The sequence below is a fragment of the Marinitoga okinawensis genome (genome assembly GCF_055387075.1).
In genome coordinates, this window is sequence record NZ_AP042422.1 from 1,035,032 (window position 1) to 1,054,859 (window position 19,828).

19 protein-coding genes are annotated in these 19,828 nt (G+C 24.2%); 5 read left to right on the top strand and 14 right to left on the bottom strand.

Annotation, left to right across the window (positions count from 1 at the left end):
- Window positions 1-130: 130 nt before the first annotated feature.
- The 6 genes from ACZ5CK_RS05175 to ACZ5CK_RS05200 all read right to left on the bottom strand — a co-directional run bounded on the left by ACZ5CK_RS05175 (window position 131) and on the right by ACZ5CK_RS05200 (window position 6,663).
- On the bottom strand, window positions 131-937 hold the full coding sequence (locus tag ACZ5CK_RS05175) for an ABC transporter permease (protein ID WP_464582842.1): 807 nt from the start codon (window positions 935-937) through the stop codon (window positions 131-133).
- Entirely contained in the window at window positions 931-1,587 is a 657-nt protein-coding gene (locus ACZ5CK_RS05180) for an ABC transporter permease (RefSeq protein ID WP_464582956.1), read from the bottom strand. Before ACZ5CK_RS05180 ends, ACZ5CK_RS05175 begins: the two co-directional genes overlap by 7 nt.
- Window positions 1,588-1,713: 126 nt before the next feature.
- Complete coding sequence (locus ACZ5CK_RS05185; RefSeq protein WP_464582844.1) at window positions 1,714-3,315, bottom strand: ATP-binding cassette domain-containing protein; 1,602 nt, start codon at window positions 3,313-3,315, stop codon at window positions 1,714-1,716.
- A gap of 9 nt (window positions 3,316-3,324) precedes the next feature.
- Complete coding sequence (locus ACZ5CK_RS05190; protein WP_464582845.1) at window positions 3,325-4,890, bottom strand: ATP-binding cassette domain-containing protein; 1,566 nt, start codon at window positions 4,888-4,890, stop codon at window positions 3,325-3,327.
- 2 nt (window positions 4,891-4,892) lie between these two features.
- Entirely contained in the window at window positions 4,893-6,167 is a 1,275-nt protein-coding gene (locus ACZ5CK_RS05195; protein ID WP_464582846.1) for a radical SAM protein, read from the bottom strand.
- Between the two features lie 364 nt (window positions 6,168-6,531).
- A complete protein-coding gene (locus ACZ5CK_RS05200; RefSeq protein WP_464582848.1) occupies window positions 6,532-6,663 on the bottom strand; it encodes a hypothetical protein in 132 nt (43 codons plus the stop codon).
- Between the two features lie 273 nt (window positions 6,664-6,936).
- Here ACZ5CK_RS05200 and ACZ5CK_RS05205 point away from each other — a divergent pair, with 273 nt between their 5' ends.
- Window positions 6,937-8,541, top strand: a complete 1,605-nt coding sequence (locus tag ACZ5CK_RS05205) for a hypothetical protein (RefSeq protein WP_464582849.1) — start codon at window positions 6,937-6,939, stop codon at window positions 8,539-8,541.
- Window positions 8,542-8,711: 170 nt separating this feature from the next.
- A complete protein-coding gene (locus tag ACZ5CK_RS05210; RefSeq protein ID WP_464582851.1) occupies window positions 8,712-9,386 on the top strand; it encodes a DUF2202 domain-containing protein in 675 nt (224 codons plus the stop codon).
- Between the two features lie 53 nt (window positions 9,387-9,439).
- On the opposite strand, the gene ACZ5CK_RS05215 is transcribed toward ACZ5CK_RS05210, so the two are convergent.
- The 4 genes from ACZ5CK_RS05215 to ACZ5CK_RS05230 form a co-directional block, all read right to left on the bottom strand.
- A complete protein-coding gene (locus ACZ5CK_RS05215; protein WP_464582852.1) occupies window positions 9,440-9,715 on the bottom strand; it encodes a hypothetical protein in 276 nt (91 codons plus the stop codon).
- 163 nt (window positions 9,716-9,878) lie between these two features.
- Window positions 9,879-10,787 carry a pseudouridine-5'-phosphate glycosidase gene (locus tag ACZ5CK_RS05220; RefSeq protein ID WP_464582853.1) on the bottom strand — a complete coding sequence of 303 codons (909 nt, stop codon included), beginning with the start codon at window positions 10,785-10,787 and terminating at the stop codon, window positions 9,879-9,881.
- Window positions 10,781-11,872, bottom strand: coding sequence for a PfkB family carbohydrate kinase (locus ACZ5CK_RS05225; RefSeq protein ID WP_464582854.1), 1,092 nt, complete (start codon window positions 11,870-11,872; stop codon window positions 10,781-10,783). Before ACZ5CK_RS05225 ends, ACZ5CK_RS05220 begins: the two co-directional genes overlap by 7 nt.
- A 145-nt stretch (window positions 11,873-12,017) precedes the next feature.
- Window positions 12,018-12,950, bottom strand: coding sequence for a radical SAM protein (locus ACZ5CK_RS05230; protein WP_464582855.1), 933 nt, complete (start codon window positions 12,948-12,950; stop codon window positions 12,018-12,020).
- 95 nt (window positions 12,951-13,045) lie between these two features.
- Here ACZ5CK_RS05230 and ACZ5CK_RS05235 point away from each other — a divergent pair, with 95 nt between their 5' ends.
- The gene (locus ACZ5CK_RS05235; RefSeq protein ID WP_464582856.1) at window positions 13,046-13,903 is read left to right on the top strand and encodes a DMT family transporter; all 858 of its coding nucleotides are present in this window, start codon (window positions 13,046-13,048) and stop codon (window positions 13,901-13,903) included.
- Between the two features lie 8 nt (window positions 13,904-13,911).
- Here ACZ5CK_RS05235 and hflX read toward each other — a convergent pair whose 3' ends face one another.
- Window positions 13,912-15,192 carry a GTPase HflX gene (gene hflX, locus ACZ5CK_RS05240; protein ID WP_464582957.1) on the bottom strand — a complete coding sequence of 427 codons (1,281 nt, stop codon included), beginning with the start codon at window positions 15,190-15,192 and terminating at the stop codon, window positions 13,912-13,914.
- A gap of 119 nt (window positions 15,193-15,311) precedes the next feature.
- Here hflX and ACZ5CK_RS05245 point away from each other — a divergent pair, with 119 nt between their 5' ends.
- Complete coding sequence (locus ACZ5CK_RS05245) at window positions 15,312-16,175, top strand: DUF4382 domain-containing protein (RefSeq protein ID WP_464582857.1); 864 nt, start codon at window positions 15,312-15,314, stop codon at window positions 16,173-16,175.
- Between the two features lie 92 nt (window positions 16,176-16,267).
- On the opposite strand, the gene ACZ5CK_RS05250 is transcribed toward ACZ5CK_RS05245, so the two are convergent.
- Window positions 16,268-17,011 (bottom strand): sulfite exporter TauE/SafE family protein, encoded by a 744-nt coding sequence (locus ACZ5CK_RS05250; protein WP_464582858.1) that lies wholly within the window; start codon window positions 17,009-17,011, stop codon window positions 16,268-16,270.
- A 211-nt stretch (window positions 17,012-17,222) separates the two neighbouring features.
- On the opposite strand from ACZ5CK_RS05250, the gene ACZ5CK_RS05255 reads away from it, so the two are divergent.
- Entirely contained in the window at window positions 17,223-18,041 is an 819-nt protein-coding gene (locus tag ACZ5CK_RS05255) for a M55 family metallopeptidase (RefSeq protein WP_464582859.1), read from the top strand.
- Here the strand turns inward: ACZ5CK_RS05255 and ACZ5CK_RS05260 are convergent.
- Window positions 18,038-19,057: an alanine racemase gene (locus ACZ5CK_RS05260; protein ID WP_464582860.1), complete on the bottom strand. Its 1,020-nt coding sequence runs from the start codon at window positions 19,055-19,057 to the stop codon at window positions 18,038-18,040. The two genes, ACZ5CK_RS05255 and ACZ5CK_RS05260, sit on opposite strands and share 4 nt — an antisense overlap.
- Before the next feature lies 1 nt (window position 19,058).
- Window positions 19,059-19,826, bottom strand: a complete 768-nt coding sequence (locus ACZ5CK_RS05265) for a TSUP family transporter (RefSeq protein ID WP_464582861.1) — start codon at window positions 19,824-19,826, stop codon at window positions 19,059-19,061.
- Window positions 19,827-19,828: the final 2 nt, after the last annotated feature.

A 19,828-nucleotide genomic window follows, 5' to 3' on the forward strand; every position in this document is an offset into this window, starting at 1 on the left:
TCTATAAATAGAAAAAATAAAAACCCTCTTCTTTGTATAGTAGAATACCAAGAAGGGGGTTTTTTTATTATTGGTGTATTATTCCTGAAGTTATCAAGTTTTATATATTACATATACATATCATCATTTTTTAAAACCCATGAATTCCTTGTTTTCTGGATTTTGTTTCTAATAATTTAAATGAAATTATTCCTGTTATCAAATAAAATAAAGATAAAATTGATAATATTATATATTCTGTTTTTATATCTATAATAGTATTTGTATTCATTAATAAGTAACGCATTATATCTAATCCCCAGCTAAATGGAAACAAATATGATATCCACCTCAAAAATGCTGGTAAAACCGTTATTGGAAAAAACATACCTCCTATTAAAGGTGCGGCATTTCCCATTAAACTAACCAATTCATCCCCATCCTTAAATAATAAAGTTATTCCAAAAAAGAAAAAAACATATCCAAATGATGCTAAGATAGAAATTATAAATACAGCTATTGCACCTAAAAAATTAATAATATTAATTGTTGTTATATTTGATATTATTGCTAATATTATTATCGGTATTGATTCTATGGTTACTTTTAATATTCCCAGTACAGACCATCCGAATATATAACCTAAAGGATTTATTGGCATTAAAAAGATTTCCTCTAATTGCCCTATTTTCATATGATGCCTTAATGTAAATATTACTCCCCACAATACTTCTATATAATTCCAATATGCTGCACCAATTAAAACATATCCGAATATATTTTTGGTATTGGTATTTCCATAAAAGAATTGCGTTAATCCGCTTTTTTCTCCGAAAAAATATAATAAAAAAACAGGTATTATTGTTAATAATGGTGTAAAAAATGCCCCATACCAATCTATTCTATATTTTTTTGCTGTTAAAAAATTTGCTTTTGCAAGATACAAACTATTTACCATGATTCCCACTCACCTTTTTCACGTGTATATCTTTCTACTTTGTTTAACATTAATATTCCTATAATTAAATATATTAAACTTATTATAGTTAGAACTATTAGAAGAAATATATCCTCTTTACCTATAATACCTTTCTTTATTATATTTCTTCCTAAAGATATTAAATAAGTTAATGGAATTATATAGGATATCATTTTAATGTATATGGGGTAATACTCTATAGAACTTGTCATACCTGATAGTAAACCCACAAAATATTGTACTGCATAGTTCATACTTCCTATTTTTTTTTTCCATAATGCCAATGCTGCAAAAAATATTGAAAAAAAAGTTATATACATTCCACTTATCAATAATAAAAGGAATATCCATATACTCATTTTTATTGTTATTCCGGATATCATAAAAAATATTAATGTAAATATAGTTAAATAAACGTTTGCAAAAAAAGTATCAATACTTTTTGAAAATAAAAATTTCAATAAGGATATAGGAGATATTATTATAGAAGTTAATGTACCTTCAGCTCTTTCTTCGCCAAATCCATCTCCTACTCCCCAAAAATATTGATTTAACCGATACCATAATAATGTTCCTATTAATATACTTTCAGAAAAGTCAATTTTTCCAAATAATTTAGATGTAAATATATATGGTCAAACTCAGGATATACACACCACTTTATAAATCCGAACTAATATTCTGGTTCAAGACATTGAAATTTAAGATCAGGCGATGTTGTTGAATGAAGAATTTTTATTAATTCTAACAACTTTTTAAATAGAATAGTTTGAATATTTTTCAATGTCTATGATTTTTCCTATTTTGCTTATATCTTTATCATGTGTTGATATTATTACAATTTTATTTTTTAAAAACTTATTTAATTCTTGGAGAATCTTTTCCTTTGTTTTTTTATCAACACCATTTAAAGGTTCATCAAGTAATATTATTTCTTTTTCTTTAGCTATTAATGCTCGTGCAAGTAAAATTCTTGATTTTTGTCCTCCAGATATATTATTTCCATTTTTTTCTAATTTATAATCAAGAGGAATATCTTTTAAATTAAGAAAGTCGAGCATTTCTCTTATTATTTCTTTATCTATATTTCTTCCCAAGGATATGTTTTCATATGCACTCTCATTAAATATATAATCATTTTGTGTCATATAAGATATTTTGTCAGTTATATCTTTAATACCTATATCATTATTATTGTTTATTTTTATTTCACCTTTTCCTATTTCTTTTCTTCCACTTAAAATATCCAATAAAGTTGTTTTCCCTATTCCACTTTTTCCTTTTATTATTATAATTTCATTTTTATATGCAGAAAATGAAAGATTTTCAATTAAATTAGTTCCATTATACCCATAGGATAAATTTTTAACTAAAATATTGTTTATTTCTTCTTCAGATATTTTAGATAAATTTTTTTTATTATTTTCAATATATTCTAATAAAATATTTTTGTTAGAAAGAGCTCTTGATATATCTGATGTTATTATTGATAATTGCTGGGCAATAATAAATATTGTTCCTGAATAATTTAATATCATCTGAAATGTTCCTACTGTAATTGTTTTAGAAATTAATTGATATATAGATATTATCAATATCATTGAAAAAGATATTGTTCTTATATATTCTGGTATCATATTAATATATATATGATTAATTGAATATGCTTTTTTATTTTTTTCTGTAAATTCATCAAAGTCTTTATTTTGTTTTTCAAAAAAATATTTGATTTTATTATATAAATATAAGTCCACACGTGTCTTTAATAGATTTTCAACTTTTGCTTTTAATTCTCTTTTTATATTTTGAACTTTCTGAAATCCTTCTGAATTTTTTTTAAAAGCTATCTTGAAGTGAAAAAATATACTTACGAGATAAAAGACTATTATTGCTGCATACAATATATTTATTTTGAACATTATATATCCTGAAATAAGTATATATAATGTGTATAATGATGTTATAACTATCCTTGGATTCATTATGGATAAAAATATTTCTATGTCATCAAATATTAATGTTTGGATATATCCTATACCTTTTTCAGATATTTTTTCACTTTTATTATTTATTATATTTTTTAATAATTTTTTTCTTAATTCTTTTTCTGAAGAAGCTTCTGTATATGTTGATAATATTCCGCTTATTAATTCAGTAATTTCTGATGCGATATATATCAAAAATAGGGAGATAATCATTTGAATTTTTACATCTTTATTATTAATTGTATAATCAAGTATCTTTTTTATTTGTAATGGTATTCCAATTTGAAATATCATTGATAATATTCCAAATATTACAGCTAAAAAGAAGATAATCAAATTTTTGTATCCAACATTTTTTAATAATTTCCACATAGTATCACCTTATAAGTTTATGATTTTATCTGCCATTTTATCAAGAATGTTTTCATGACTTATTACTATACACATCTTTTTTTCTTTTATTTCTTCTATTAATTTTATTATTAAATTTCTATTGAATTCATCTAAATTTGTAAATGGTTCATCAAGTATTACTATTTGTGAATTATCAATTATGGTTCTTCCTAATAATATTCTTTTTAATTGCCCTCCTGAAATATTTTCTCCATTAAAATCAATTATATAATCAATATTTTCTTTAAATTTATTTAAGGCTATTTTGTCGAGCGTTTTAATTATTTGTTCCTTTTCATAATTTCTTCCAAAATCAATATTTTCTCTTATAGAATCATATATAACAGAACTATCTTGCATTAATACTTTTATATTATTTTTTACATAATTGATATTCTGTTTTTTTATATTTATTCCATTTAAATTTATTTCACCAGATTGTGGTTCCGTAATTCCCAATATCATTTTTATCAATGTACTTTTTCCTCTACCACTTTCTCCTTTTATTACATATAATCCTTTACCGGATAATTTTAGATTTAAATTTTCAAATATTATTTTTTTATCATTATATTGGAATTTAATATTTTTTAATTCTATTTGAGGGCTTTCTGTTGTTTCTAATATATTTTCAACATTTTCAATTAACTCTATTTCTTTTAATTTGTCTATTTCTTTTAATTTATTTCTACTAACCTTTATCTTTTTATATTCATTTATTAGAAATTTAAAAACCTCTATTGGATCTACAACGTTTTCTTTCAGTTCAAATATCATGAAATATGTTCCTAACGTTATTAATCCATTTTTTATATCCATTAATAACATATAAATTATCATTAAATTAAAAAAAATCATAATTAAAGAATTTATTTGATTCAAAAGGGCATATTTTATATAATATTTCATATGTTCTTTTATATTTTCAGTTTCATATCGTTCTTTTATTTTATAAAATTTATCAAATACATTATATTGAGAAATTGATTTATATCCAGAAATAAAATCCATTTGATTATCTACAAGTGTTTTATATTTTTCATTAACTTTATCGTATTTTATCTTACGGTGTAATCGTAAATTTAAAGCTATTAATATTATATAAATTAAGGATAATGTAAAATACTTAATCCCTGCTATATATCCTATGAGTGCAAGTGATATTATGCTTATTATCAGTCTTCCATAAAACATAGCAAAAAATATTTGATTTGGTTCAACGTCATTATATGTATCATCAAATATTATATTTAGCAATGTACCATTATCAAAAAGTTTTTTCTTGTCATGTAATGATTTAAATAAGTATAATTTTATTTTTTCTTTATAAAATATAGGCCATATATGTCTATTTGCAACTCCAAAATATAATAATAGAGTTAATTCAATAATTATTATTATTGAATACAAATATGCTCCATATAACGACATTTGAGGATTTTGTGTAATCATATCTATTATCCATTTAAGTAATAAGGGTAATAACACTGCTTTCACAACTCTTAATAATATTTCAAATAAAAACAATAATCTATTTTTTAACTTCAAATCCATTTTTACACCTCTAATTCCACTTCTATTGCTTCTTTAAGATAATATTTTTCTGGAATACAAAAATCATTTTTCTCTTTTATTTTTCTTGCATAGGCACAACCACCAAAACAAATAGGAAGTAAGTTGCATTTTCTACACTCTTCCAATTCAAAAACATCTCTATTTCTGCTATATAATTTATTATATAATTTTTTATTTGTTATTATTAAATTACCTTTTAGATCAAGATATCCCATATTATTTTCATTATTAAGTGGATCTATTCCAGTACATATTGTAATCTTACCATCTGGTGTAAATGTAAAAGTATTTGGTAATCCAGCACTGCAACTATATAATGGATTTTTAAAAAAGCTAGAAATTTCAAAACCTTTTCCTTTCGCTTTTTTTAACAAACTATATACATATTTATCGTTATTTGCATTTTTTTCTTGTTCTGGATTATTAAATATTCCTATAATAGAAAGAAAATAATTTATATTTTTGAATTTGTACAAATCATCAAAATCTTTTTCTGTAAAATCTTCATCAATATTTAATCTATAAACGACGTTAATCTTTTTAATCTTTAAACTATCCAACTTTTTTAAATTTTTTATTATAATTTCATATGAACCATTGCCTGATTTAAAAGGTCTCATTTTATTATGTCGCTTTTTTGAACCATCCTGTGTTATTTGGACATTAATGTGTTCAGAAATTTCTGATAGTTTTATATAAAATTTTTCATCAAAAATCGAACCATTTGTTACAATATTCGTAATTAATTTTATATTTCTATTATTTATTATGTTATATACAGATTCTGAAATTTTAAAAATTTTATCCTTTAATAACATAGGTTCTCCACCGAAAAATGTCAAGACAATCGACTTAATGTTTGAATTTATTTTGTGTTTTATAAAATTAATTATAGCATTTTCATAAATATCCGATATATGAATTCTTTGATGATTTTGATAGCAATATGAACAATTAAAATTACAATAATGTGTTAGAAATATTTTAATTATCAAATTTTCATTAATAAATGATTCATAATATTTCTTTAATAAATCTAGTTCGTCTATATCATCCTCTATTAAAAATTTATTTTCTATTAATACATTATAAAATTCTTTATTAAAATTTTTTAGAGAATCATTATGAGAAGATAATATTTTCATTAGTTTTTTTTCATGATAATTATCAAATATAACAAGGGATTGATATAATGTATTAAATAAAATTATTTTATTATCTATTTTTTTATATATTGTATATTTAGATTTTTTCATAAGATCACCTCTAAAAAAAAATAAATATTAATTTTAATTATTTTTAACTATGTAGTCTGTTCTATATCATTCTAACCAGCATGGAGGGAGTATTCCCTCCTATTAAAAATTTTATTTGCCATTGCAATTACAATTTGTATTTGTACATCCATCATTATTAGTGAAAATACTTGATAATTTTGGTTTAGGTTTTTTTATTACTTTTACACCTTGCATTTTATACCTCCTTTCAATTATATTTTCTTCTAGTACTAGATAATAACAGCCGGCTGAAAAAATTTTTTATTTTAGTTTATAAACACATTGTATTACAAAAAATCATATGTTATAATGTTAATAAAACAATTGAGTCTAGAGATGTTTTTTATTCATAAATTACAGTTTGAATTTGAGGATTTGATGAATTGGTTGATGAATAATCATAATCATCTCCAGCATATAATATATTTGAGAATAGAAAAAGTATAATTAATATTGATACTATAATTTTTTTCATCCCCATCACCTCCCAATTTTTATTTTAGCAATTCTAACATGATTTTCAACTATTACGGTGATATTAACAAAATCCTATTTATCAGGATTTTATTTTTACGATAAAATTACATTCCTATTATAAAGTTTTTTGTAACATTATTTGTGAATAGTATAATACATTTTAATAGCATATTTTATATAATAATTCTTTTTATTTCACATTCTAAAAAATAGCAAGAATTTTGATTTTAAATTTTCGTAAATTATGTAACGATTTTGTTGGTGATAATGTATGAAGATTAATAATGTGTTTCTAAAAAAGATTATAGATATAGTCGAGTACGGAAGTTTTTCAAAACCAATTTTGAATTATATTGAAAGTAATATTAACGATATTTCATTAAAATATTATATTTCTTTATTAAAATCAAAATGGAAGATGGATTTTTCTTCTGCTATTTACTATGCAAATAAGTCTATTTCAACAACAACAACAACAACAATACTAAAGGAACTTTCAAGATATGAACTTGTGTTGTTATATTCAAGAATGAATAATTTTGATAAATCAAAAAAAGTTTTCAATACACTAAAAAATAATATAAGCAATATTTCACCATATGCAAGAAGAATAATTATACCTGGGTTAAAAGCCCAATCAGAGAAATTAAATCAGAATTTTGAGATTTTAAAATGTTATGGTGATTTATATGAGGAAAGTTATGTTCAAAAAGCAATAATAGAATATTCAAAGGCCGGAAGATTATTGTCTGAAGAAAAATATGATGAAGCTTATAATAATTTTTTAAAAGGTTTTTCATATGCTAAAAAATTTAATCACCCTTCAATGATGTGTGCAGGTTTAAATTCTGCAACGTGGTGGATAAGGAATGAAGATAAGAAAAAAGCTTTAATTACTGCTAATTTACTGGAATATTATATTGGTTATTATTTCGATGATTTTAATTATATATCTAATTGGATTGATACTATTATAAGTGTAAAAGAATTAAACAATGATATAAGAGTTTTTGGCCTTTTAGAAATTATTCATAACGCTTTAATATTATTTCCGGATTTAAAAATATTTATTGAAAATATGCAATGCCCAGATTTTAAAATAGAAGAATATACACTAAATAAAAAATTGAATTATTTTATTTATAAAAAAAGTAAAAAAAGATTGAAAAGTAAAACATTAAATGTTGTGGAATTAAAAAGATTTATTCAAAAATATGGTTTAACATATAAGAAAACATATCCATATGAAATAAAAAATGAATTATATAAAATATATATAAATAAAATCTTTAAAGAAAACATAATCAAATTTAAAAAGAAAAATAAAATAAAAATACTGGAATTATTTTTAGCAACATATTCATCATTAATAGAAAAACCATCTTTCTCCAAAAATAATATTTTAGGATTGATTTTTGAAGGAGATAAAGATAAAATTATTAAATATTTTTCAAGTAATTATGAGAAGATGTACTTTTTTAATTTAATGTTCTCAAATTTTCAAGAAGAAAATTTGATAAATAATATTAATAATAAAAACTATAACTTTCTAAATTCTGCCAAAGTCAGTTTATTTTATATCGCGAGAAAAAATTTAATTTTAAAGTTATTAAAGAATGTAAGAAATAAAAAAGAATTTATTGTCCATTATTTTAATTTATCAGATAGAGAAAAAAATATTTTTGATATATTTTTAAGAAATTGTGTTCGTTATGATATAAAATGGCCTATTACACCTTATCCTAAAGGAAAGGTTCGTGATTTTGCAATTAAATATGGTCTTGGTCAAAAACGTGTTGCTTTAGGATATTATTCTTTTGAAGACAATGAAAGACTTTTTCTTGATTCTATTATTGAGAAATTTTTAAGATTATAAATAAAATTAATATAACCCTGGCAATTTCAATCTGCCAGGGGATTTTTATTATTTATAATTATTTTCTAAGGAAACTCTAAGGTTATTTTAAGGGGATTCTAAGTATAATAAGTTATTATATAGTTGTCGAAAAAAGAAAAAAATAATTTAAAATTTAGGAGGCGATTTATATGAAAAAAAGTTTATTAGTAGGAATAATGGCATTGATTTTAGTAGTAGTATCATTTGCAGGTGGATTTTTTAATAATCCTAGTGTAGCAGTATCTTCTTTACCAGTTGAAACATTATCAGCAAGTGAAACAGAAGGATTATTACAAATGAGAGAGGAAGAAAAATTAGCAAGGGATGTTTATTTAACATTGTATGATACGTGGGGTATTCAAACATTTTACAACATAGCACAAGCAGAACAAACACATATGAATGCAGTAAAAAGTATTTTGGATAAATATGATTTACAAGACCCAATAACAGATTATACAGTTGGAGTTTTTAATAATGAAGAATTGCAAAAATTATATTATGATTTAGTAGCAGAAGGCCAAAAATCAGTTATAGATGCTTTAAAAGTAGGAGCAACAATAGAAGATTTGGATATATATGATTTAGATAAATTATTAAAAGAAACAGATAATCAAGATATAAAATTAGTATATGAAAATTTAATATCCGGATCAGAAAGTCACATGAGAGCATTTGTGAGTCAATTAGATAGATATAATACAACATATTCAGCTCAATACATAACCAATGAAGAATTACAAGAAATTTTAAATGGAAACAATGGCTCATCTTCTAATAATTCTAGTTCAAAAGGCTATGGAAATAAAGGTAGAAGAAGGTAAGAACAACATATAAAAAATAAAAGGTTTCGGAAAAATCCGAAACCTCTTTATTATTAATATATATATTTTAATCTATAATAATTTTCTCCAGAGACTACATATAATGTATCTTCTTTATTTAATTTATATGGGTTTTCATTAATTTTAACTTCTGTACCTAATAATTCGCTTATTTCTTTTGCTTTTTCTTCACATCTTATATGACTTTCAAAACCTTCTTTAATTCCGTGTTTTAATTCTTCCAAAGAAATCCTTTCAACTCTTAGATCTTCTACTGGTTTTACTAATATCAAATCTAAATCAACCTTATCTGAAATGTATTTAGCCATAATATCCCTCCCTGATTTGGTATTTTACAATTCTATTATACCATAGTTAAAACTTTAAATCAAATTAGATAAATCAAATTCTACCTGTATATATAGCAGTTCTCTTTTATAAACCTCTCTAATTATTTATTTTGAATATAAATATAAATATCAAAATCTATTTTTATAGATGTTTAGCTATTTGTGCAGCCAATTTCGCATTATTATATACCAGTTGTATATTTGAAGCTAAACTTTCACCACCTGTAATTTCTTTAATTTTGGCTAATAGGAAAGGTGTAGTATCTTTTCCTTTTATTCCTAACTTTTCAGCTTCTTTTAATGCTTCTTCAATTGCCTTTGTTATAACTTCATAATCCATTTGATATTCTTCTGGTATAGGATTAGCTATAACAGCTCCACCCTTTAAATTAAGATCCCATTTTACTTTTAAGAAATTTGCTATTTCTTCTGGTGAATCTAATCTAAAGTTTACATTAAATCCGCTTTTTCTTGTATAAAATGCTGGTAGTTCAACTGTTTGATATCCAATAACAGGAACTCCAAAAGTTTCTAAATATTCTAATGTTAGTCCAAGATCTAATATAGATTTTGCTCCAGCACATACTACAGCTACATTGGTATTCGCTAATTCTTGAAGATCTGCTGAAATATCAAAAGTTTCCTGTGCATTTCTATGAACTCCACCTATACCTCCTGTAGCAAAAACTTTTATTCCAGCTAATGCTGCTATAATCATTGTACCAGCAACAGTTGTTGCACCATCTAATTTTTTTGAAACAACATATGGAATATCTCTTCTACTAACCTTTATAACTTCCCTTCCTTTTTTTCCTAAATATTCTATTTCTTCTTTATTTAAACCTGCTTTTAATTTTCCATTTATAATAGCGATAGTTGCAGGAACTGCTCCGTTTTCTCTAACAATTTGTTCCACATTTAATGCAGTTTCGACATTTTGAGGATAAGGCATTCCATGTGAAATAATGGTTGACTCTAATGCAACAATTGGTTTATTTGATGCTAATGCTTCCTTTACTTCTTCAGAAATAACTAAGTATTCATTTAACATATTTCCATCTCCTTTATTATTTTTTTAATATTTTCCACACTTAAATCTTCAGATATTGTATTTTTAGATTGCAAAGCTATTATAGAAGCTCCTATTGCAAAAGAACCAGAATATTTTAAATCGTAATCATTCAAATAAGAATAAACTAATGCTGCAGTAAAAGCATCTCCAGCCCCAGTTGCATTAGTTACTTTGATTTTTGGAGAATATATTTTGATTGTTTCTTTTTCATTTGCACAAATTATTCCATTTTCTCCCATAGTTAAAAACACCTGTTTTACACCTTTAGCAATTAATAGGTCACATGCTTTTTGGGCATCATTTTCATCATTAATTTTTATATCTGTTAAAATTTCAGCTTCTAATTTATTAGGTTTTATTGTATGGAATTTTCCTATAATATTCTTTACTTTTTCTGTTTTAGTAGTTGAAACTGTATCTAAAAAAATAGGATTTTTATATATTTCTAATAAGTATTCAATACTTTCTCTAGGTAAATTTGTATCCAATACCAACACTTCACTATTTTGTACTATACCCTTTCTTGATTTAAAAAAATCAATTGTTAGTTCATCACAAATATCCATATAAGAAATAGCCACTTCCATATCTCTGTCTTTATTTAATATGGCTAAATATATAGATGTTTGGTTTTTTGAAGATATTAGAGAATTTCCTATATCGATACCAATTTCTTTAGAGTGTTTTATAACTTTTTCTCCATATATATCATTACCAATAGCTGTAATGAATTTTACATTTAAATCTAGCTTCGCCAAATTTTCTGCAATATTTCTTCCAACTCCACCTAATGACAAATTTACAACACCTGGGTTAGAATCTTTTGATATAAGATCATTCTTTGGAAATCCAGTTATATCAATATTTGAACCACCTATTACAAGAACATAATTATTTTTATTTACGATATAACCTCTTCCAAGTATATATCCTTTTTTAATTAAATTAGTTATATGTATTGCTACAGAAGATCTTGCAATATTTAAAATGGATGCTATTTCTTCCTGAGAAATAAATGGATTATCTTTTATAAGTCTTAAAATTTCTTTTTCTCTATCCGTCATTTTATCACCCAACTTTTGTTTAATTTATAAACAATTTTATAATATCACAAATAGAATAATTTTTCAAGTAGTTTAAATAAATTATTATTTCTATGGAAATACAAATATTCATTGATATATAAAATAAAGCCCTTTCAACAGGGCTTTATTTTATAATTTCTAGATATTTTTCATTATCATAAGATACAATGTTAAGCTTTTCTTTTAATTTATCTAGTACTTCTTTTTTATCCTCATTAAATTCAGATATTATTTTCATTGCTTGTCCAAGACGTAAAGGGTGTTTTTCTGTAATATCTAAAATTGCTTCTATTGAATTTTTATATCTACTAATATCAAATTCTCCTTCCTCTCTAAAAGCTATTGATGAAGAATTTGGAATTACTTTTAATGCATAAACTAAAGATTTTTGATCTGGAATTTTTACCCACTTTTCAACAGGTGGCCTTACGGGCACATCAATAAATACTTTTTCAGGAATTGGATTTATTGATTTTATAATTTCAGCAATTTTTTCAATATCCTCTTTTGAATCATTAATATCTTTTATTAACATTATTTCAACCCATATTTTTCCTTTAAAATTTTTTGCGAATATTTTCAAACCATTTACTATTTCATTATAATCTACATTCATAATAGGTCTATTTATCAACTTATATTTTTTTTCATCTGGCGCATCAATACTTGGTAGAACCAAATCGACATTCATTAATTCTTTTCGAACTTCTTCAAGATAAAATAAAAAGCCATTAGTAACAACTGCTATTTTATACTTGTTTTGATAAGTTTCTCTAATCCATTTTATAATATCGCTTATTCCAGAATGTAAAGTTGGTTCTCCATCACCTACAAAAGTTATATAATCTATAGGTATATTGCTATTTTTAATTGCATAACTTAATTCTTCAATAATACTTTTTGTTGGTATATATTCTTTCCTTTCATTTGTAAAGTTAGTTGTTTTTCCTAATTGACAATATATACATGAATAATTACATGTTTTTAATGGTGTTAAATTTATTCCTAATGAATTCCCTAATCTTCTTGAAGGTACCGGACCAAATACATTTCCCATTATTTCACCCCATTCACAATATATATTTAATACATATATATTATGAGCATAATTTTTATGCTATAATATATAAAAATATCTTTCTAGGTGATAATATGAAAAAATCTATTGGATATATTTTATTAGCCTCTGTTTTAATGGGAAGCACATTTCCTATACAGAAAATTGGTTTATTAAATGTTGATCCTTTAACCTATATTTTTCTAAGATTTTTAATTGCTACATTTTTTTCTTTTCTCATATTTAGAAAGAATGAAATCTTTCATTCTATTATTTTAGGATTAGTTCTTTCTGTAGGATATATTTCTCAGATTGTTGGAATTAAATATACAACTGCATCGAAATCTGGCTTTATTGTTTCACAATATATTATTTTTATCCCTATTTTTTCTTATATTATAGAAAAGGAAAAAATAACTAAATATCAATCTGTAGGATTTCTTTTTTCCATAATAGGTTCTTATCTATTATCTGGCGGAATAAGTGGTTTTAATTTTGGGGATTTATTAATGTTTATTTGTGCTATAAGTTTTGCTTTACATATTGTTTTAATTACTAAGTTTAGTAAAATTGTTGATGAAAAACATTTGTTGAGTTTTCAATTTTTAACTGTAACTGTTATTAGTTTTATTGCTTTTCTTATTTTCAGAAAAAACATCTATGTAACACCTATTTCATTAATTACAATTGTCTATACAGCAATTGTTGGAAGTATTATAGTAATTTTCTTGCAACTAAAATATCAAAAAAATATAGGTAGTAATCTAACTGCAATATTATTTTTATCACAACCTATTTTTTCTGCAGCATTATCTTTTATCCTACTAAAAGAAACATTTACATTTAAACAAATAATTGGTTCTTCTATTTTGCTATTTGGAATTATAATATCTAATCTATCAAATAAAAAAGCTAATCTATCAAATAAAAAAGCTAATCATGCAGATACATGATTAGCTTTTTAAGTATTTATTTCTTTTTTCAAGATCTTATTTAAATAATTCTCTTTAGCTAATATTTCAAATTCATAACCATTTTCTAATTGTTTTTGTTTCCTAATACCTATATCATTTTTTAGTTTTTCAATCTTCCACATATTATCGAATTCAATAAAGACTTTGGTTGACTTTATAACATTAAACTCTAACAACTTATCTTCTAGTTTTAAAAGAAATTCATGAACACTTTCTTCGGATTTTGCACTTACTAACAAAGCATTTGGATATAATGTTTTTATATGCTGTATCTTCTCAAAAGAGAGCTTGTCAATTTTATTAAAAACGACAATTCTAGGAATATCTTCTTTTAATATATCGCTTATTATGTTATTTACAACTCGCATCTTATCTTCAAAATTTTCTTCACTACTATCTATTAATTCTATTATTACATCTGCATAATTAATTTCATCTAATGTGGATTTAAATGATTCTACTAATTCTACAGGTAATTTTCTGATAAATCCAACTGTATCAGAAAATATTGCTGACAATCCTGAGGGGAAATGGACTTTTCTTGAGAGTGTAGAAAGTGTAGAAAATAATTTTTGGGAAACCAAAATTTTTTCGTCTTCAGATAATGCTTTTAATAATGTAGATTTTCCTGCACTTGTATAACCTAATATTGATATTCGTGGAATATATGATTCATTTCTTTTTTTACTTTTAACTTCTCTAACTTGTTCTAAATATTTAAGCTGCTTTTTTAAATAATTAATTCTATCTTTTATATTACGTCTTTTATATTCTAAAAGTGTTTCACCAGATCCTCTTGTCCCAGTTCCTGTACCTCTTGCACCTCCGCCTATTCTTGAAAGTTCTTTACCTAAACCTATTAATTTGGGTAATTCATATGTTAATGTAGCTAATTCAACTTGTAATTTTGATTCTGCTGTTCGAGCATTTCTTTTAAAAATTTCAAGTATTACCTCATTCCTATCAATAATTTTAATTTCTTCTCCTAATTGTTCTTGAATAGTTTTTCTTTGAGAGTTAAAAAGAGAATCATTAAAAACAATTACATCTGCATTATATGCTTTAACGATTTCTAACATTTCTTGAAATTTACCTTTACCCAAATAAAACTTTTTATCTATATGATTCCTATTTTGATACATTTCAGTCAATATTTTAATACCTATATTTTCACATAATAACTTTAATTCTTCAATTTGCTTGTCAAAATCTTTTTCTCCTAAATTAACAGCTACTATTATTCCATTTAAAAATTCGTTCGTATTAATCTCCTCCTCTAACTATTATATAATCTATTATACCAGAAAAATATAAATCTTGCTTTTTTTTATGTTAAAGTGTATAATAAATATGTACCAAATAAAACGACTCAAGAGGAGGGAAAAGTATGAATAAAAAAAGAATATTTTTTATATCACTTTTATTATTAATTTTATCTTTTACTTTAGTAGGGTGTTTTTCTGCGAAAACACCTGAAAATAATCAAAATGTGACTTTAGACGTATTATTAACTGATAGGCCTATTAGTGATGTAGCCTCATTAACTGTCTATATTAAAGATATGTATTTCACCTATGATCTTAATGGTGAAAGTCACGTATCAACACCTGTTTCGATAAATAAGGAATATGATATTTTAAGCTTGGCTGGAACAGAGGTAAGTTTGTTTAATTTTGAAATACCAGAAGGTGCTGAATTAGAAACTATTCACATGGATGTAAATTCAGAAGCAACTATTGTAGTTAACGGATTAAGTTTAAAGGTTGCTGTAAATGCAAATGGAAAAATAATAATACCAAATGTTGGAATTGAAATAAACAACGATGGAGAATTGGTATTGGATTTTGATGTTGCATCTTCTTTAAAAAGTACAGGAACTGGTTTTAGATTAATACCTGTGTTAAAACCAACATTTAGAAGAAAGAATGCAGCTGATCTATTTACTATACAAGGAAAGATTTTTGATCATTTAAATAATGATTCCCCTGTTAGCAAAGCTGTAATTACATTATCTTCAACACCTATAGCTACAGATGAATCAACAATTTTAAGAGTGACTTTATCCAATAAAGATGGTGAATTTTATTTAGGAAAACACAGTAATGGAGAATATGATATCAATGTGTATAAAGATATTACTTTACCAGATAATGATAATGACATTAATTTTGGTTCATTAATTTCAGATTATTCTACAACTGTAACTGTAAATAGTGAAAATATAAATATAACCATAAATTTAAATCGATAATAAAAAATTTAAAAGACTGGCTGTTAGATACAGCCAGTCTTTTAATTAAAAAATAATATATATTCTTAAACAAGTCCCTAATTATTTATCTATTATTTTGTAAGAGCATTATAAATATAATAAATACCTATAATGATCAGTACAATAAATAATACTCTTTGTATCCATTTGGAACCTTTTTTAATTGAAAAGGTACTTCCCAAATATCCCCCAGAAATACTTCCTAATGCCAATACAAAACCGGCTATATAATTAACCTGATCATTTACTGCAAATACTATGAATGCAAATAATGTATATACTAAAACTAAAAATACTTTTATCGCATTTGTTTTTACTAAATCATATCCTTCTAATAATACTAATGCTGACATTAAAAAGAATCCTACACCTGCTTGTATAAACCCACCATATATACCAATTAAAAAGAATACCACAAAACTTATAATATTGTTCCTTTTTACTTTTCTTTCTTTTGTCCATAAATCAGGCCTTTTAACTAAAAATATACTCATTATAATTAATATAAATCCAACAATACTTTTTAATAATGCTTTATCTATATTAACAACAATATTTGCACCAACCAATGCACCAAAGGTAGCTGGTATTGCTAAAAATATAGCTCTTTTTAAATCTAAAACATCATTTTTTCTAAATTTAGTAGTCGCTGTAATATTTTGAAAAATTATCCCTATTCTATTTGTACCATTTGCTACATCAATAGGTAATCCTAATAAATTTAATACTGGTAATGTTATTAATGATCCTCCTCCAGCTATAACATTAATAAATCCACTGAATAGTCCAGCTAAAAATACTAAAATATATAACATATTATCCCTCCCAAAAAATTTGCTAAGCTAATTATTCTTATTATATTGAAATTTACATATTCAGTCAACAAAAATATTAATCTTTTATTTATTTGTTTATATAATATAAAGTAGTGATCAATTATTTATAGATACAAATTTTCAATTTTTATTTTACTAATTTGATTATATGTTGTATAATTTAATTAGAAATAAACAGGGAGGAGATAGAGTGAAAATTTACATATCTTTTGATTTTGAGGGGTTAGCTGGAGTTACTCAATGGAGTGATGTTACTAAAGGTAAAGATTTTAAACAGTATTATGCTATGGAACAACTAAAGGCTTTATTAAAACCTTTAAAAGAACATGAGATTGTTATTTCCGATTCTCATGCTATGGGAGATAATATTCTCTGGGAAATATCTAAAGAATTTCCAAACGTTGAATTAATAAGTGGAGGTATTAGAAAATATTATATGATGTCAGGAATAGATGAATCTTTTGATAGAATGATATTTTTTGGTTACCATTCTGGTGTTGGAGAATTATATTCAACAATGGATCATACCTATTCAAGTTCTTCTATACATAATATCTGGATAAACGGAAAATATATGAATGAAACTTTAATAAATGCTGCTTTTGGTGGTTTATTTAATGTTCCGCTTGCAATGGTAGTTGGTGATGATAAATTAGAAAAACAATTAAATGGATATTTTAATAATTTAGTTTATGTATCAACCAAAGAATCTATAGGTAGATTCTCAGCTAAATTTAAACCTATGAAAAAATTATTAGAGGAAATTGAAAACGCTACTCAAGTAATGCTTAATTACAAAAAAGAAGACTTTACACTATTTACTTTTGAAAAGCCAATTGAAATGATTGTAGAATTTTCTGACACTCTAAGAGCAGATATGGTGGAATCAATGCCATTAGTAGAAAGAATAGATGGAAGAAAAGTAAAATTAGTTCATGATGATTATAATGTTGTTTTTGAAGGTTTATTAGCTATGACTTATATAACAATGGCTGCTAAATATATTTAATTATTCAAATAAACTTTTTTTACATAGGGAGAATTCATTGAAAGAAGTAATCCTCCGTATGAAAGATTAAAAAAAATTTCATCATTTAAATTATGTTTTTTTTCTGATTCAGTTAAATCAAGAATTATATAATCATTATTTATATCAATTATCTTCATTCTTTTATCTGTTGGTATAAAATATTCTTTTTTCATTCCCGGAGTATTAATAATACATACTCCGATTTTTTTTATTTTATTATTTAAAATCTTCTTTTTTATTTCAACTAATTCAACAGCAAATTCGCATGTGTTTTGATGTAAATATTCAAACGGCATATCATCAAGACCTATTCCTAAGGCTATTGATGCACCACATCTTAAATTATTTATCTCTTTTGGAATATTTATTTTATCTATTAACGATAATGTTCCAGAACTTCCTCCGGAAATTTCTTTTATTTTTATGTTTAAATCCTTCTCTAGCCTATCTTTTATATTTATTAATATATTATACTTTTCTTCTGATGGCAACACTCCACCAAAACATGAAAAATTTGTTCCTAATCCTTTTAGTTTAATATTTTTTAATTTAATAACATTTTTTACGGTGTCATATATGTCAGCATAATTTTCAAAGAAAATACCTTCTCTCAAATCCCCTAAATCAATCATTAAAAACACTTCATATATTTTTCCAGATAATTTTGCATAATAATTCAATTTTCTTATTGTATCTAATTCCGAAACTAAGGATATATCAGAATATTTAATAACATCTTCTATTTCACTCTTTGCTGGTATTCTAATAAGCATCTTTTTAACATTAAAAGAACTAAATTCTTTTAAATTAATTATTCTAGAATCGGCTATTAATTTAGCTCCACTATCTATAATGCTTTTCACAATTTTCTTATCACCAGCAAAAGCTTTAGTTACTATTGCAACTTCAATTCCATTTTCCTTACATTTTTTAATTACTTTAATAGTATTATCTCTTATTTTTTTTAAATTTATAATTAAATTTGGATATTCCATACTAAAATATAATATTTGATAATATTTTAATGAATAATAAAGAAAGAACAATAATCATTATTGGTTTAATTATTTTTTCACCATTTTTCAAAGCTAATCCAGAACCTATCCAATTACCAGCTATGCCAAATAATGCCGCAGGAAGTCCTATTGAAAAAACAACCTTTCCACCTATAATAAAAGTTAATAATGCGCTAATATTAGAAGCCAAATTAACAATTTTTGCTGTTCCCGAAGCTTTAACATGATCTAAAGATAAAATAGAAACATATAAAACGATTAAAAATGTTCCAGTACCTGGGCCAAAGAAACCATCATACATACCAATAATTAGCCCTATTAAACTAGATAATATTATTGTTTTTATATGAGATAAGTTATATTTTTTATTTTCCTTTTTTATAGGTTTTCTGAACATAATAATAACTGCAGCTATGGGAATTAATATTGCTAAAACAATTTTTAAAACATTATCCGATAAAAATAATGCTATCTTTGCTCCCAAAAAAGATCCAGTAAAGGAAAATATTACTGAAAATATTCCAATTTCAAAAATTATAGCTTTACCTTTCGCAAATCTTAAAGTACTTATTGTTGTACCTATAGAAGATGATAATTTATTTGTAGCTAATGCATTATGACTGGGTAAACCTATAAATAAATATGCAGGAAGGGAAATTAATCCTCCTCCACCGGCTATAGAATCAACAAATCCAGCAAGAAAAATTAAAGGAAATAATATTACTTTATCTAATAATGATATATCCACAA